General features: G+C 73.7%; 3 protein-coding genes. All 3 read right to left on the minus strand.

Annotation, left to right across the window (positions count from 1 at the left end):
• Positions 1 to 40: 40 nt before the first annotated feature.
• From ACZ7OH_RS41995 to ACZ7OH_RS42005, 3 genes are read right to left on the minus strand one after another with little or no spacing between them, the layout of a single operon-like run.
• On the minus strand, positions 41 to 238 hold the full coding sequence (locus ACZ7OH_RS41995; RefSeq protein ID WP_400881891.1) for an MbtH family protein: 198 nt from the start codon (positions 236 to 238) through the stop codon (positions 41 to 43).
• Entirely contained in the window at positions 238 to 1497 is a 1260-nt protein-coding gene (locus tag ACZ7OH_RS42000) for an MFS transporter (RefSeq protein WP_470285998.1), read from the minus strand. Before ACZ7OH_RS42000 ends, ACZ7OH_RS41995 begins: the two co-directional genes overlap by 1 nt.
• Positions 1494 to 16214, minus strand: coding sequence for a non-ribosomal peptide synthetase (locus ACZ7OH_RS42005; protein WP_470285999.1), 14721 nt, complete (start codon positions 16212 to 16214; stop codon positions 1494 to 1496). The genes ACZ7OH_RS42000 and ACZ7OH_RS42005 overlap by 4 nt, the downstream gene beginning before the upstream one ends.
• Between the last annotated feature and the right edge of the window lie 4 nt (positions 16215 to 16218).

A 16218-nucleotide genomic window follows, 5' to 3' on the forward strand; every position in this document is an offset into this window, starting at 1 on the left:
CGGGCGAGGGCCCGGGCCGGAGCCCGGGCGTCCGCCGGCCTCAGCCCGCCGACATCCGTTCCCGCAGGCTGCGGGGCCGCATGTCGGTCCACACCTCGTCCACGTGGTCCATGCACTCCTGCCGGGTGCCGCGCGTGCCGTCGGGCTGCCAGCCGGCCGGGACCTCCTTGTCCGCGGGCCAGAGGGAGTACTGGCCCTCGTCGTTGACCAGGACCTGGTAGGTGGTGTTCTCGTCCATCAGGACTCCTTGGGGTTGAGGGTTTCTTCTTCGAGGTCCGCGACGGCCGGGAAGCCGCGCAGGGTCCGGCTGAACGTCGTCAGCACGGTGACCGCCGCGATCGCCCCCGCGCAGGTGAGCACGGCGGCCGAGTCGGGGAGGAGGTCGACGAGCCAGCCGCCGAGCGCCGGGCCGAGCGCGGCGGCCAGCCCGCCGGTCACGCCCATCACGCCGCCGAGGCGGCCGCGCAGCTCGTCGGGTGTGTAGAGCAGCTGGTAGGTGTTGATGGTCGTGTTGGCCGCCGGGGCCAGGAACGCCATCGCCGCGAACAGCAGCCCCATCAGGTAGCCGCCGCGCACGAACACCGCCAGCGGCGTCAGCAGCGTCAGTCCCCAGAACACGCCGATGATCAGCGTGTACGGGGTGAACCGGCGGTGCAGGTACGGCGCGGCCAGCGCCCCGGCGATGCCGCCGGCGCCGAGCATCGCGGCCATCACGCCGATCTCGCCGGGCGGTACGCCGCGTTCGTTCGCCAGCACGATGATCACCAGGTAGTACGCCGCGAAGAACAGGTTCAGGACGATCGCGCACACCGCCGTGACGCGCACGCGCGGCTGGTGCCACACCCAGCGCAGCCCTTCGGCGATTTCGCGGCCCAGGTGCGCGGGCGGCCGGTCCGCCGCCGGTTCGGGCCGCGCGGGCAGGCGGACGAACACCAGCGACACGAACGCGACCACGTGCGCGACGACGTCGAAGACGAACGGCACGAGCCGGCCCAGGGCGAACAGGAACCCGCCGAGCGCGGTGCCCGACAACTGGCCGGCGCTGGTGCGCGCCGCGTTCAGCGCCACCGCCGAAGGCACCTGCTCGGTGCTGACCAGCCGCGGCAGGCTGGCTTCCTCGGCGGGCTCGAACAACGCCCGGCACAGCCCCATCAGGACGGCGACGACGACGAGCTGCGCCACCCCGGCCACGCCCCACCACAGGGCGAGCACCAGGCTCGCCGCCCCGAGCGCCTGCACGGCCTCGCAGCCGAGCATGATCCGCTTGCGCGACCACCGGTCCACCAGGGCGCCGGCCGGCAGCCCGGCGACCAGCTGCGCGATCGCGATCGCGCCGAGCACCAGCCCGGACTGCGCGGCCGAGCCCGTGATCGCCAGGACCAGCAAGGGGAACGCGATCGTCGTGGTGCTGAACCCGGCCTCGGAGACGACCTGGCCGCTCCACAGCAGGCGGTAGTCCCGGTTGCGGGACAGCTTGACGTCGCTCGGCGCGCTCACGCTTCCTCCCCCCGGCAGTCGGCGGCGATGCGCCGCAGGGCGTCGGCGAACCCGGCGGCGACGGCCTCGACCGTCGCGCGGTCGTGCCGGTCCGGCCGGAAGAACCAGGTGAACTCCAGCCGGCCCGCCCGCACGCCGCCGACCACCTCCAGGAGGTGCGCGGGCACGTTCGCCGGGTCCTGCTCGCGGCCGATCGGCGGGTGCGACGCGCGGAAGAGGCCGTCGCCGCCGCCCGTGCCGTCACCCTGCCCGAGGTAGTTGAACGCCAGCTGCGGGGTGTTCGCGCCCAGCTCCGGGAACCGGTAGGTGCGCAGGACGCCGTGGCCGAACCCGTTGCCCGGCACCGCCCGCAGCTGCCGCCGCACGGACTTGACCAGCGCGCGCCAGTCCGCGTCCGGGTCGATCGTCAGCCCGACCGGGAACAGCGTGGTGAACCAGCCGACCGTCCGGGACAGGTCCACGCCGTCGATGACCTCCTCACGCCCGTGGCCTTCCAGGTCGATGGCGACCGAGTCCTGTCCGGTCCACCGGCGGACCGCCCACGCGAGCGCGCTGAGCAGCACGTCGTTGATGCGCGTCCGGTACGCGCCGGGCGCCAGGTGCAGCAGGGCGTCGGTGTCGCGCTCGCCGACCTCGACCGGCACGGACTCGACCGCGGCCGGGCCGTCGCCGGTGTGGTCGAGCGGGAGCGCGCAGCCCGGCAGCTCCCGCGCCCAGAACTCGCGCTGGTCGTCCAGGGCGCCGCCTTCGGCGAACTCCCGCAGCCGTCGCGCCCAGTCGCGGAACGACGTCGTCTTCGAGCCGAGGTCCGGCTTCTCCCCCGCCAGGACCTGGCCGTAGGCCCGCTCGAGGTCCTCCACCAGGATGCTCCACGACACCGCGTCGACGACCAGGTGGTGCGCGGCGAGGAAGAGCCGGTCCGGCGCGAACAGCACCGCCCGCAGCTGCGGTGGCCGCGCGAGGTCGAAGCTCGCGTGCACCTCGTCGGCGACGGCTTCCGGGTCCGAAGTGGACAGTATCCGCAACGGCACCGGCGGTTCGGGGGCGTCGTTGTGCTGCCGCCACTGCCCGTCGTCCCGGGTGAACCGCAGGCGCAGGGCGTCGTGGTGGGCGACGACGGCGTCGAGCGCCTGCTGCAGCGCCTCCTCGTTCGGCGGCCCGGCCAGTTCGAGCAGCACGGACTGGTTGAAGTGGGCCGGGTTCGCGGGCTCCGCGTCGAGGAACCACCGTTGGATCGGCGTGAGCGGGACTTCGCCGACGACGGCCTCGTGGTGCGCCTGGCCGTCGTCGGCCGCGGTGACGACGGTGGCCAGCGACGCGACGGTCTGGTGGGCGAACAGGTCCTTCGAGCGCATCCGCAGTCCCGCGAGGCGAGCGCGGTGCACGACCTGGATGCTGAGGATCGAATCCCCGCCCAGTTCGAAGAAGTTGTCGCGCGCGCCGACCCGCTCGCGGCCCAGCACCTCGGCCCAGATCGCGGCCAGCGCCGGCTCGACCGGTCCGGACGGCTCGACGTACCGGTGTTCTTCGGCGTCGGCGTCCGGCAGGGCGGCCCGGTCGAGCTTCCCGTTGCGGGTCACCGGCAACGCGTCCAGCGCGACGATCGCCGAGGGCAGCATGTAGTCCGGCTGCGACCGGCCGAGGAACTCGCGCAGGTCCGGTTCGGCGTCCGGCACGACGTAGGCGACCAGCCGCCCGTCCCGCGCGAGCACGGCCGCGTCGGTGACGGCCGGGTGCGCGCGCAGCGCGGCTTCGATCTCGCCGGGTTCGATGCGGTGGCCACGGATCTTGACCTGCTCGTCGGCGCGGCCGTGGTAGACCAGCTCGCCGTCCGGCCGCCGGGTCACCCGGTCGCCCGAGCGGTACATCCGCTCCCCCGGCGGCCCGAACGGGCAGGCGACGAACCGCGCCGCCGTCAGCCCGGCCCGGTCGAGGTAGCCGCGGGCGAGCCCGTCGCCGGCGATGTACAGCTCGCCGGGGATGCCCGGCGGGACCGGGTTCAGCCCGGCGTCGAGCACGTAGAGCCGGGTGTTGCGGATCGGGTGGCCGATCGGGACCGGCCCGGCGGGGACCGTGTCCCCGGGCTCGACGCGGTACTCCATGCAGCCGACCGTCGTCTCGGTCGGCCCGTACTCGTTGATCACGGTCGCGCCCGGGTGCGCCTGCCGCCACCGGTCCAGCACGTCGCCGAGCAGCTGTTCGCCGCCGACGACGAGGTCTCGCGGGTCGCCCGCCAGGACGGGCAGGTGGCTGGGCGTCGCCTTGAGGAACGTGCACGGCACGGGCTCGGCTTCCAGGACGTCGGCGACCCGGATGTGGCCACCGGCCAGGAGCGGGCCGAAAAGCGTCGTGACGGTGAGGTCGAACGACACCGAGGAGTGCAGCACGGCGGTGCCGCCCAGGCCCGGGTACGCGTCGACCGCCCAGCGCAGGTAGTTCGCCGCCGCGCGGTGGCTCACGACCACGCCCTTGGGCCGGCCGGTCGAGCCGGACGTGTAGATGACGTACGCCGGCTGCTCCGGGTCGAGCGCGGCTTCCGGTGCGTGGTCCGGGAAACCGGATGCGTCGACGTCGTCGAGCACGCAGACCGGACGCGCGTCTTCGAGCATGTAGGCGATCCGGTCGGCCGGGTAGCCCGGGTCGATCGGGACGTACGCCGCCCCGGTCTTGAGCACCGCCAGCAGCGCCACCAGCAGGTCCGCCGACCGCGGCAGCAGGACCGCGACCCGGGTCTCCGGCCCCGCCCCGGCGGCGAGCAGCCGGTGGGCCAGCCGGTTGGCGCGGACGTCCAGTTCGCGGTGGCTGAGGGAAACCCGGTCGTCGGACACGGCGACGTCGTCGGAGTCGTGGCGCAGCAGGGCGGGCAACGTGACGTCCGGGCGCGGATCCCGCGGGGCCGTGGCGAGCACGTCCTCACGCTCACCGGGCAGGAACAGCGAAAGGTCGCCGACGGGCCGGTCCGGGTCCGCCGCGGCTTCGCTCAGCAGGACCCGCAGCCGTGCGGCCACGCGCTCGATCGTGGCCGCGTCGAACAGGCCGGTGCTGTAGTTGATCGCCCCGCGCAGGGTGCCGTCGTGCTCCTCGAACTGCACGAGCAGGTCGAAGGTCGCGGACGTCATCGGCAGCGCGACCTCCTCGGCCGCCAGGCTGCCGCCGCCCGGCTCGTCGCCGGTGTTCTGCAGCGCCACCATCACCTGGAACAGCGGGGTCCGGCTCGAGTCGCGGACCGGCTGCGCCGCGTCCACCACCCGCTCGAACGGCACGTCCTGGTGGGCGAAGGCGTCGAGGACCGTGGTCCGCACGTCAATGAGGAACTCGCGGAACGGCTGTTTACCATCCACAGTGGACCGCAGGACCAGGGTGTTGACGAAGAAGCCGATCAGCCGTTCCAGCTCGGGACGTTCGCGGCCGGCGGTGACCGTGCCGACCGCGACGTCCTCCTGCCCCGCCCACCGGGCGAGCAGCACCTGGCAAGCGGCGACAAGGGTCATGAACAGCGTGCCGTCGCCCTCGCCCGCCAGCTCCTTGAGCCGCGCGGTGACCTCGGCCGGCACGGTGAACTCCACCCAGTCGCCCTCGGTGGTGCGCACGGGCGGGCGCGGGCGGTCGGTCGGCAGTTCGAGCGGCGCCACGCCGTCGAGGCGTTCGCGCCAGTGGCCGAGCTGCTCGGCGAGCACCGGGCCGTCGAGGGATTCCCGCTGCCAGACGGCGAAATCGGCGTACTGCACGGGCAGTGCGGGCAGGTTCGGCTCCGCGTCCTGGGTGAACGCGGTGTAGCAGGCGTCGAGTTCGGACGTCAGCACGCCGGAGGACCAGCCGTCGGTGACGATGTGGTGCAGCACCAGCAGGAGCACGTGCTCGTCGGGCGCCTGCCGGAACAGACGCACCCGCAGCAGCGGCCCGGTGCGCAGGTCGAACGGCTCCCGCAGCTCCCGCGTCAGCGCCTCTTCGGTGAAGTCCTCGACCGGCAGCTCGACGTCGTGGGGCTCGTGGACGAGCTGGACGCCCCGGCCGTCGACGGTCCCGAACGTCGTCCGCAGCGACTCGTGCCGGGCGACGACGGCGTTCAGCGCCCGGCGCAAAGCGGGCACGTCGAGCTCGCCGCGCAGCCGAAGCGCCGTCGGCGAGAGGTACTCGGTGCTGCCCGGTTCGAACTCGTCCAGGAACCACAACCGTTGCTGTGCGAAGGAAAGCGGCAGGGCGCCGTCGCGGGGCACGGCCGGGATCGGCCGCGCGGTGGCCCGCAGCCCGGGCAGCCCGGCGGCGAACCGGCCGAGCGTGGGCGCCGTGAACAACGCGCGCGGCGAGACCTCGACGTCGAACTCCGCGCGGACGCGGGAGGTGATCCGCATGCTCGTGATCGAGTCGCCGCCGAGTTCGAAGAAGCTGTCGGTGAGCCCGACGCGCTCGACGCGCAGCACGTCGGCCCAGATTTCGGCGAGCCGGATCTCGGTCGCCGATTTCGGAGCGACGTATTCGGCTTCGGCGTCCCGCTCGGGCGCGGGCAGCGCGGCGCGGTCGATCTTCCCGTTGCGGTTCAACGGGATCGCGGTCAGCGCCACGAACGCCGACGGCACGAGGTAGTCCGGCAGGCGGCCGCGCAGCCACGTCCGCAGCTCGCGTGTCTCACCGACGACGTAGGCGACAAGCCGGCCCTCGCGGGCCACCACCGTCGTGTCGGTGACCGCCGGGTGCTGCCGGAGCACGGCCTCGATCTCGCCCGGTTCGACGCGGAAGCCGCGGATCTTGACCTGGTCGTCGACGCGGCCGAGGTAGTCGAGCCGGCCGTCGGCGGCCCGGCGCACGCGGTCGCCGGTCCGGTACATCCGGGACCCCGGCGGCCCGAAGGGGTCGGCGACGAACCGGTCGGCGGTCAGGCCGGCCCGGTTGAGGTAGCCGCGGGCCAGCTGGGGTCCGGCGAGGAACAGCTCCCCCGCCACCCCGGTGGGCACGGGGTGGCCGGCCGCGTCGAGCACGTAGGCCGCCAGGTTGGCCAGGGGCCGCCCGATCGAGGGCCGGTCGCCGGTGACGGGCGCGTGCGTGGCGTCGACGGTCACTTCGGTCGGGCCGTAGTAGTTGTGGGCGCTGACGCCGGAACCGGCCAGCTCGCGCCAGAGCGCCTCACCGGTCGCTTCGCCGCCGACGAGCACGGTGGCGGGCCGGTGCTCCCCGCTGAGGAGGCCGGCGCCGAGGAGCTGCTGCAGGTAGGTCGGGGTGAGGTCGAGCAGGTCGATCCGGTGGTCACGGACGTACCGGACGGCGGCGTGCGGATCGAGCCGGGTGTCGTCGTCCAAGACGTGCACCTCGTGGCCGTCGACGAGGGCGAGCAGGGGCTCCCAGGAGGTGTCGAAGGAGAACGACGCGGTGAGCGCGGCCCGGATCCGGGGACCGCCGAGGAAAACGCCGCGGTGGTTCGCGAGCATGTTCATCAGGCCGCGATGCTCGACGAGCACGCCCTTCGGGCGCCCGGTGGACCCGGAGGTGTAGAGGACGTAGGCGGTGTTCGCGGGACTCGGGCGTACTGCCGTGGTGGCCGTTGCTCGCGGCGGTTCGGTGCCGTCCAGCACCACCACCGGGCTCGCGTCTTCGACCAGCATCCGCACCCGATCTTCGGGCAGCCCCGGATCGATCGGCAGGTAAGCCGCCCCGGCCTTGAACGCGGCCAGGATCGCGATGACCGCCTCCGCCGAGCGCGGCAACCTGATCGCCACCACCCGCTCGGGCCCGGCCCCCGCGGCGGTCAGCCCGCGCGCCAGCTCGGTGGCGCGGGCGTCGAGCTCGGCGAAGGTCAGCCGGGTGCCGCGGAAGACGAGCGCCGTCTCGTGCGGGGTGCGCGCCACCGTCGCTTCGAACACGTCCAGGACCGTGCCCGCCGGGACATCGAGCGCGGCACCCACCCCGGCCTCGACCAGTTCCCGCCGCTCGTCGGGCGTCGAGAGGGACAGCTCGCCCAGGCGGCGGTCCGGGTCGGCGGCGATGGCGCGGACCAGGTGGGCGAGCTGCCCGGCCAGCCGCCGGACCGTCGGCTCGTCGAACAGCCGCGGGTCGTACGACAGCTCGAGGCCCAGCCGGTCGTGCAGGAACGCCGTCAGGTTCAGCGGGTAGCTCGTCGTGTCGAGCGAGCTGACGTCCAGCACCCGCACGCCGTCCTGCCCGCTGTCCTCGATCGGGTAGTTCTCGAAGACCACCACGCTGTCGAACAACGCCGTGCCGGCCGGGACCTCGGTGAACGCCTGCAGCCGCGACAGCGCGAGGAAGTCGTACCGCCGCGCTTCGGCCTGCGAGCCCTGGATTCCTCGCAGCCATTCGGTCACCGGAAGTCCATTGTGGACCTCGATGCGGGTCGGCACGGTGTTGATGAACATGCCGATCATCGCCTCGACGCCGGGCAGCTCGGCCGGGCGCCCGGAGACCGTGGTGCCGAACAGGACGTCGGACTCGCCGCTGTGGCGGGCCAGCAGCAGCGCCCACGCGCCCTGCACGACCGAATTCACCGTCAGCGCGGCCGCCTTCGCCACCTCGCGCAACCGGGCCGACTCCGAATCGGACAGCTCGACGCGCACCTCGGCGGCCGACTCGGCGCGGTGAGCCTCCTGGGGACGGCGGTCGTACGGCAACGGCGTCGGAGCCGAGAAGTCACCGAGCACGGCCAGCCAGTGGCGTTCGGCTTCGGCGTGGTCCTGGGCCGCCAGCCAGGCGAGGTAGTCGCGGAACGGGCGGCGCGGGGCCAGCTCGGCGGTGCGGCCGCCGGCGATCGCCGCGTACTGCTCGGCCACCTCGCCGAAGACCTGCGCCGTGCTCCAGCCGTCGAGCAGGACGTGGTGCGACGTCCAGACCAGCTGGACCTCGTCGTCGGCGACGCGCGCGATTTCCAGGCGCATCAACGGCGGTGCCGCCAAATCCATCCCGGCCGTTTGGTCGGCCTGGAGCAGCGACGCCAGGGCCGCCTCTTGCTCGGGCTCGGCCAGGTCACGCCAGTCGTGCTGCCCGACCGGGACGCGAACGTGCCGGTGGACACGCTGGAGCGGCTCGTCGACGCCGTCCCAGACCATGCTGCTGCGCAGGATCGGCGTCCGGTCCACCACGCGCTGCCACGCCTCGGCGAGCGCGCGCGGGTCGCGGACGCCGGCCAGCCGCAGGCGGAACTGGTCGAAGTACGCGCTCGAATCGCGGTCGACCAGGCTGTGGAACACCATCCCGGCCTGCAGCGGGGTGAGCGGGTAGAGGTCCTCGACGTCGCGGCCGTCGCCGGCGAGCCGGTCGACGGTGGCCTGGTCGAGCCGGGCCAGCGGGAAGTCGGACGGGGTGCGGCCACCGGCGCCGGCGCAGTGGTCCACCACCTCGGCCAAAGCGTCGACCAGCTCCGAAGCGAGCGCGCGGACGGTGGTCTCGTCGTGCACTTCTTCGGAGTACTCCCAGGTGAAGTGCAGCTCGCCGGCTTCGACGACGCCGACGACGTCGAGCAGGTACGGCCGGGTGCCGTCGGGGTCGCTGTCGTGCCCGAGGGCTTCACCACGGCCCTGGTACCAGCCGTCGCCTTCGACGTCCCAGCGCCCGTGGTAGTTGAAGGAGATCCGCGGAGCCGGGTCGTCGCGCAGCGCGGCACCGGGCGCGTCCGGCGGGCTCAGGTAGCGCAGCGCTTCGTACCCGGCGCCCTTGTCGGGCACCGCGCGCAGCTGTTCCTTGACGGCCTTGAGGACTTCGCCCCAATCGCCGTCGGGCACCGCGAGAACCAAGGGATACTGGGCGGTGAACCAGCCGATCGTCCGGGACAGGTCCAGCGGGGCCGCGATTTCCTCGCGCCCGTGGCCTTCCATCGCGACGACGACGCGGGGGCGGCCCGTCCAGCGGGCGAGCACCCGGCCGAGGGCGCTGAGCAGGACGTCGTTGACCTCGGTGCGGTACGCCGCCGGCACGTCGTGCAGGAGCGCCGCGGTCTCGGCCCGGCCAAGTGACACCGAGACCGCGCGCGCCGACTTCGCGCGGTCGCGGCCGGGGTGGTCGACCGGGAGGTCCGTCCGCGCACCACGGAGGGCAGTTTCCCAATACGCGGCGTGCTTGTCGAGGTGTCCCATTTTCACGTGCTCGGCCAGCGACCGGGCCCAGTGGGTGAACGAGCTGCCCACCGGTTCCAGCGCTTCGCCGTGGTAGGCGCGGTCGAGGTCGCCGAGCAGGATGCGCCAGGAGACGCCGTCCATGACGAGGTGGTGGGCGGTGAGGAACAGCTGGGGCGGGCGGTCGGCGAAGGTGAACAGCACGACCCGCCACACCGGGCCGTTCGCGATGTCCAGCGACGTCTGCGCGCGGACGGCTTCGGCGTGCATCGCGGCGACGACGTCGTCCACTTCGGACAGATCGACGTGCCGGAGGACGTCGGCGGTCTCGGTGGCGGCGGGTTCCTGCCGCCAGGTGCCGTCCGCATGGGAGAACCGCATGCGCAGGGCGTCGTGCCGCGCGGTCACCGCGGCGACCGCGCGGACGAGCCGGACTCTGTCCACAGCGGACAGTACGACGTGGACGGACATGGTCAGCCGCCACGGGTCGTCGAGGTGCTCGACCAGCCACGACTGGATCGGGCCGAGCGGCGCGGGCCCGGTCTCTTCGACGACCACGGGCGCCGCGCTCGGCGTGGCGACCCGGGCCAGCTCGGCGACGGTCTGGTGCTGGAACAGGTCCTTCGACGAGATCCCCAGCCCCGCCTGCCGGGCGCGGGCGACGACCTGGATGCTGAGGATCGAGTCGCCACCGAGGCCGAAGAAGTTGTCCTCGACGCCGACGCGGTCGACGCCGAGCACCGCCGACCAGACGTCGGCCAGCACGGACTCCTCGGGCGTACGCGGTGCCACATAACGGGTTTCGGTGCGCGCGCCGGGTTCCGGCAGGGCCTTGTGGTCGAGCTTGCCGTTGGCGTTGAGCGGCAGTTCGGCCAGGCCGACGAACACCGCGGGCACCATGTGCGCGGGCAGGGAGCGGCCGAGGAACTCGCGCAGCGCGGTGGTCCCGGGCACGGTCCCGGTCAGGTAGGCGACGAGCCGGCGCGTGTCGCCGGTGCCGTGCGCGACGACGGCGGCGCCGGTCACGTCCGGGTGCGCGGTCAGCGCCGCCTCGACCTCGCCCAGCTCGATGCGGAAGCCGCGGATCTTGACCTGGTGGTCGGCGCGGCCGCGGTAGGCCAGTTCGCCCCTGGAAGTCCAGCACAGCAGGTCGCCGGTGCGGTACATCCGGGTGCCGGGCGCGCCGAAGGGGTCGGCGACGAACCGGGACGCCGTCAGGCCCGGCCGGTTCAGGTAGCCGCGGGCGAGCCCGGCGCCGGCGACGTACAGCTCGCCGGTGACGCCGGGCGGGACCGGAGCGAGATCGGCGTCCAGGACGTAGGCGCGCAGGTCCGGGATCGGCACGCCGACCGTGGCGCGGTCGTCGTCGAGGACGCGGTGGGTGACGTGCACGGTGGTCTCGGTGATGCCGTACATGTCGACGAGCCGCGGGCCGTCCGGGTGCCCGCGGCGCCAGTCCGCCAGCCGCACCGGGTCCAGGACTTCCCCGCCGAAGACGACGTACCGCAGGCTCAGCGGCGGCGACGGCAGCGTGCCGAGCCGGTAGAACGCCGACGGCGTCTGGTTGAGCACGGTCACGCGCTGCTCGGCCAGCAGCGTCAGGAAGTCCTCGGGGGCGCGGACGACGTCGGCCGGGACGACGACGAGCCGGCCGCCGTGCAGCAGCGCGCCCCACAATTCCCACACCGAGAAGTCGAAGGCGTAGGAGTGGAAGAGCGTCCACACGTCCCGGTCGTCGAAGCCGAACCAGGGCGCGGTCGAGGAGAACAGCCGCGTGACGTTCGCGTGCGGGACCAGCACGCCCTTCGGCACGCCGGTGGAGCCGGAGGTGTAGATGACGTACGCGGTGTTCTCCGGGGCCACCCGCACCCCGGGGTCGGTGTCCGGGCGGTCCTCGGCACCCACGTCGTCGACGACGCAGACCGGCCGGGCGTCGGCGAGCGTCGCCTCGATGCGCGCGGGCGGGTAGTCCGGGTCGATCGGCAGGTACCCGGCGCCCGACTTGAGCACGCCGAGGACCCCGACGACGAGGTCGGCCGAGCGCGGCAGCCGAAGCGCCACCAGACGCTCGGGCCCCGCGCCCTCGGCGATCAGCCGGTGGGCCAAGCGGTTTGCCCGCCGGTCGAGTTCGCGGTAGGTCAGCTCGGTGCCCTCGTGCGTCACGGCGACGGCGTCCGGCGTCCGTGCCACCTGCGCGGCGAACAGCTCGGGCAGCGTCGGCTGCGGCTCCGGCTTACCGGCCGGATTCCATTCGCGCAGAACCAGATCACGCTCGACATCGGTCAGCCACGGCAGCCCGCCCAGTGCGCGCGACGGCGTGGCCGCGATGCCGTCCAGGAGGGTGCGCAGCCAGCCGGTGAGCCGCTCGATCGTGGCCGCGTCGAAGAGATCGGTGTTGTAGTTGACGAGCGCGTCGAGCCGGCCGCCCGTCTCCTGGAAGTGCACCATCAGGTCGAACCCGGCGGTGATGACCGGCGGGGCCAGCTCTTCGACGTCGAGGCCGGGCAGCGCGGGCCGGGCGTCCGGGGTGTTGTGCAGCACCACCATCACCTGGCACAGCGGCGTGCGGCTGGTGTCGCGTTCGGGCTGCAGGTCGTCGACGACGCGGTCGAACGGGACGTCCTGGTGGGCGAAGGCGTCCAGCACGGTGTCGCGCACGTCGCCGAGGAAGGCGTCGAACCCGCGCCGCAGGTCCACAGTGGACCGCAGGACGAGGGTGTTGACGAAGAACCCGATGAGGCCTTCGAGTTCGGTGCGCTCGCGGCCGGTGACGACGGTCCCGACGGCGACGTCGTCCTGCCCCGACCAGCGGGCGAACAGCAGCTGGCAGGCGGCGAGCAGCGTCATGAACAGGGTGCCGCCGTGCTGCCGGGACAGTTCCTTGAGCCGCGCGGTGGTGCCGGCCGGGACGCTGAACTCGTGCAGGGCTCCGTTCTTGGTGCGGACGGCCGGGCGCGGCCGGTCGGTGGGCAGGTCCAGCACCGGGACGCCGTCGAGGCGGTGCCGCCAGTAGCCGAGCTGCTCGTCGAACTCCGTGCGGTTCCGCTGCCAGACCGCGTAGTCGGCGTACTGCAGGAGCAACGGCGGCAGCGCCGGGTCCTCACCGCGGCTGAACGCGGCGTAGAGCGTGGCCAGCTCGCCGAGGAGCACGCCCGAGGACCAGCCGTCGGTGACGATGTGATGCAGCACCAGGGTCAGCACGTGGTCATCGGGCGCGAGCCGGGTCAACGCGGTGCGCAGCAGGGGTCCGGTGCGCAGGTCGACCGGGCCGGTCGCGCTGTTCAGGACGGCGGCCAGGTCACCGTCCGCCACCGGGACGTCGACCGCGTACGGCGGGTGGATGACCTGGACGCCGCGGCCGTCGACGGTCGCGAACGTCGTGCGCAACGACTCGTGCCGGGCGACCAGCGCGGTGAGCGCCCGGTTCAGCGCGGCGGTGTCCAGCTCGCCACGCAGGCGCAGCACGGTCGGCGAGACGTACTCGGTGCTGCCCGGCTCGAACTCGTCGAGGAACCACAGCCGTTGCTGGGCGAAGGACAGCGGCGCTTCGAGCGCCCCGCCGTCGCGCGGCAGGAGCGGGATCGCCGCCTGCGGCGCGGCCGCCTCGGGCAGTTGCGCGGCCAGCTGCGCCGGGGTGGGTGCGGTGAAGACGAGCCGGGCCGGGACGTCGGCGCCGAGCTCGTCGCGCAGCCGGGAGACGACCCGGATGCCGCGCAGGGAGTCGCCGCCGAGGTCGAAGAAGTCGTCGTCGATGCCGACGCGTTCGACGCCGAGCACCTCGGCCCACACCCGGGTCACCAGCCGCTCGCGATCGTCTCGCGGGGCGACGTACTCCGTGGCCGCGGCCAGTTCCGGTTCCGGCAAAGCCCGGCGGTCCAGCTTGCCGTGCCGGGTCAGCGGCAGCCGGTCCAGGCGCACGAAGGCGGTCGGCACGTGGTGCGCCGGCAGGGTGCGGGACAGCTCGGCTTTCAAGTCGGCGGTGTCGCCGACGACGTAGGCGACGAGCCGTCCCCCGCGCACGTCGACCGCCGCGTCGGTCACGAACGGCCGCAGCGCCGCCTCGACCTCGCCCGGCTCGATCCGGAACCCGCGGACCTTGACCTGGTCGTCGATCCGGCCCAAGTGTTCGAGCTGCCCGTCCACCCAGCGGACGCGGTCGCCGGTGCGGTACAGCCGCGATCCCGGTTCGCCGAAGGGGTTCGCGACGAACCGGTCGGCGGTCAGGCCCGGGCGGCCGAGGTAGCCACGGGCGAGCTGCGCGCCGGCCAGGCAGAGTTCACCCGGCACGCCGGGCGGGACGAGCCGCAGGTGCTCGTCGAGGACGTACGCGCCGATGTTGCCCAGCGGGCGGCCGATCAGCGGGCGGTCCCCGGTCACCGGGGCGCAGGTGGCGTCCACAGTGGACTCGGTGGGTCCGTAGTAGTTGTGGGCGGCCGTGTCGGCGGCAGCCAGTTCGCGCCACAGGTCGCGGTCCATGGCCTCGCCGCCGACCATCAGGAACCGCGGGCGGTGCTCGCCGATCAGGAGCCCGGCGGGCAGCAGCTGCCGCAGGTAGGACGGCGTCACGTCGAGGAAGTCGACGCGCGAGTCGCGGACGTACCGGGTGAGCGCGGCCGGGTCGAGCCGGGTTTCGTCGGTGATCAGGTGCAGTTCGTGGCCGTCGGCCAGCAGCAGCGGGCCTTCCCACGAGGTATCGAACGACAGGGTCGCGGTGAGCGCCACGCGCATCGGCTCGCGTCCGAACACGCGCCGGTGGTTGGCGAGGAGGTTGACCAGGGCCGCGTGCTCCACGACGACGCCCTTGGGCGTGCCGGTCGAGCCGGAGGTGTGGATGACGTAGGCGGCGTCGGACGGGCGGGGCCCGGCCGGTCTCGATCTTCCGGTGGGCACGACCGTGCCGTCCAGCACGACCACCGGCCGCGTGTCGGCCAGCAGGACGCGAATGCGTTCCTCCGGCAGCCCGGGATCGATGGACAGGTGCACCGCGCCCGCCTTGAGCACGGCGAACAGCGCGACGATCGCCTCGGCCGAGCGCGGCAGCAGCACGGCGACGACGCGGTCCGGCCCGGCGCCCCGCGCGGCGAGGTCCGCGGCGAGCGCGTCGGTGCGGGCGGCGAGGTCGGCGAAGCTGAGCCGGACGTCGCCGCAGACCAGCGCGGTCGCGTCCGGCCGGGTCCGCGCCTGGTGGTCGAGGAGGTCGACGACGGTCGTGGCGGGGACGTCGAGCGGGCTGCTCCCCCACTCCAGCAGCGTGGCCTCTTCGGCCTCGGTCGTCAGCGGCAGGTCGGCGATCCGGCGGGCCGGGTCCGCGGCGATGCCGGCCAGGAGCCGCAGCAGGTGGGTGAGCAGCCGGTCGACGGTCGCGGCCTCGAACAGCTCGGTGCTGTACTCGACGAGCCCGGCCAGCCGCCCGCCGGACTCCTCGAACTCGAGGGACAGGTCGAAGTTCGAGGAGTCGCGCGCGACCTCGGCCGGTTCGGCGGTGAGGCCGGGGAACGCCGGGCCGCCGCCGGCGCTGTGCAGCAGCACCATGACGTCGAACAGCGGGTGCCGGCCGGGGTCGCGGCCGGCGTGCACGGCGTCGACGAGTTCCTCGAACGGGACGTCGTCGTGCGCGAAGGCGTCCAGCACCGTCTGCCGCGCGGTGGCCAGGTGGTCGGCGAAGGGCACCGATACGTCCACTGTGGACCGCAGGACGACGGTGTTGACGAAGAACCCGACGACCCGCTCGAGCTCCGGCCGGTCACGGCCCTGCACGACGGTGCCGAGCGCGATGTCGTCCTGCCCTGTGTAGCGCGCGAAGAGCGCCTGGCAGGCGGCGACGAGCACGGTGAACAGCGTCGTCTCCGACGCGCGGGCCAGCTCGGCCAGCCGCCGGGCGACGGCGTCGGGGACGGTGAACTCGCGGACCGCGCCCGCGGTGCCGCGGGTGGCCGGACGCGGGTGGTCGGCCGGCAGGTCCAGCGGCGTGATCCCGGTGAGCTGGTCTTTCCAGTGCTCGAGCCCGGCGGCGCGGGTGGGCCGGTCGTGCTGCCACAGCGCGAAGTCCGCGTACTGCAGGGGCTGCGGCGGCAGCTCGGCGTGCGATCCGTCGCGGTAGAGCAAGCCGAGTTCTTCGGTGAGCACGCCCATCGAGGCGCCGTCGGTGGCGATGTGGTGCACGCAGACGAGCAGCACGTGCTCGGCCGGGCCCAGCCGGGCTAGCAGGGCGCGCAGCAGCGGCCCGCGGCCGAGGTCGAACGGCCGCACGTACTCCTCGCGCAGCACGGCGTCGAGGTCGTCCGGGCCGACGTCGACGACGGGCAGCGGCACGTCGTACGGCGGCCGGACGACCTGCGCGCCTTCGCCGTCGACCTCGGTGAAGGTCGTGCGCAGCGGCTCGTGCCGGGCGACGAGCAGCCGCAGCGCGGTGCCCAGGGCGGCGACGTCGAGTTCGCCGGTGAGGCGCAGGGCGAACGCGCTGTTGTACTCGGGGTCGCCGGGGCGCAGCCGGCTGAGGAACCAGAGCCGGCGCTGGGCCGACGACAGCGGGATCGGGTGGGAGCGGTCGGCGGCGGCCGGGATCTCCGGCGTGCGCGCGCCCGCTCCCGCCATCCGCCGGCGCAGCGCTTCCTGCAGGTGGGCGGGCAGCGCCGCGATGCGGTCCTGTCGGGACGTGGTCATGGAG

The sequence above is a fragment of the Amycolatopsis sp. NPDC114478 genome (genome assembly GCF_055633805.1).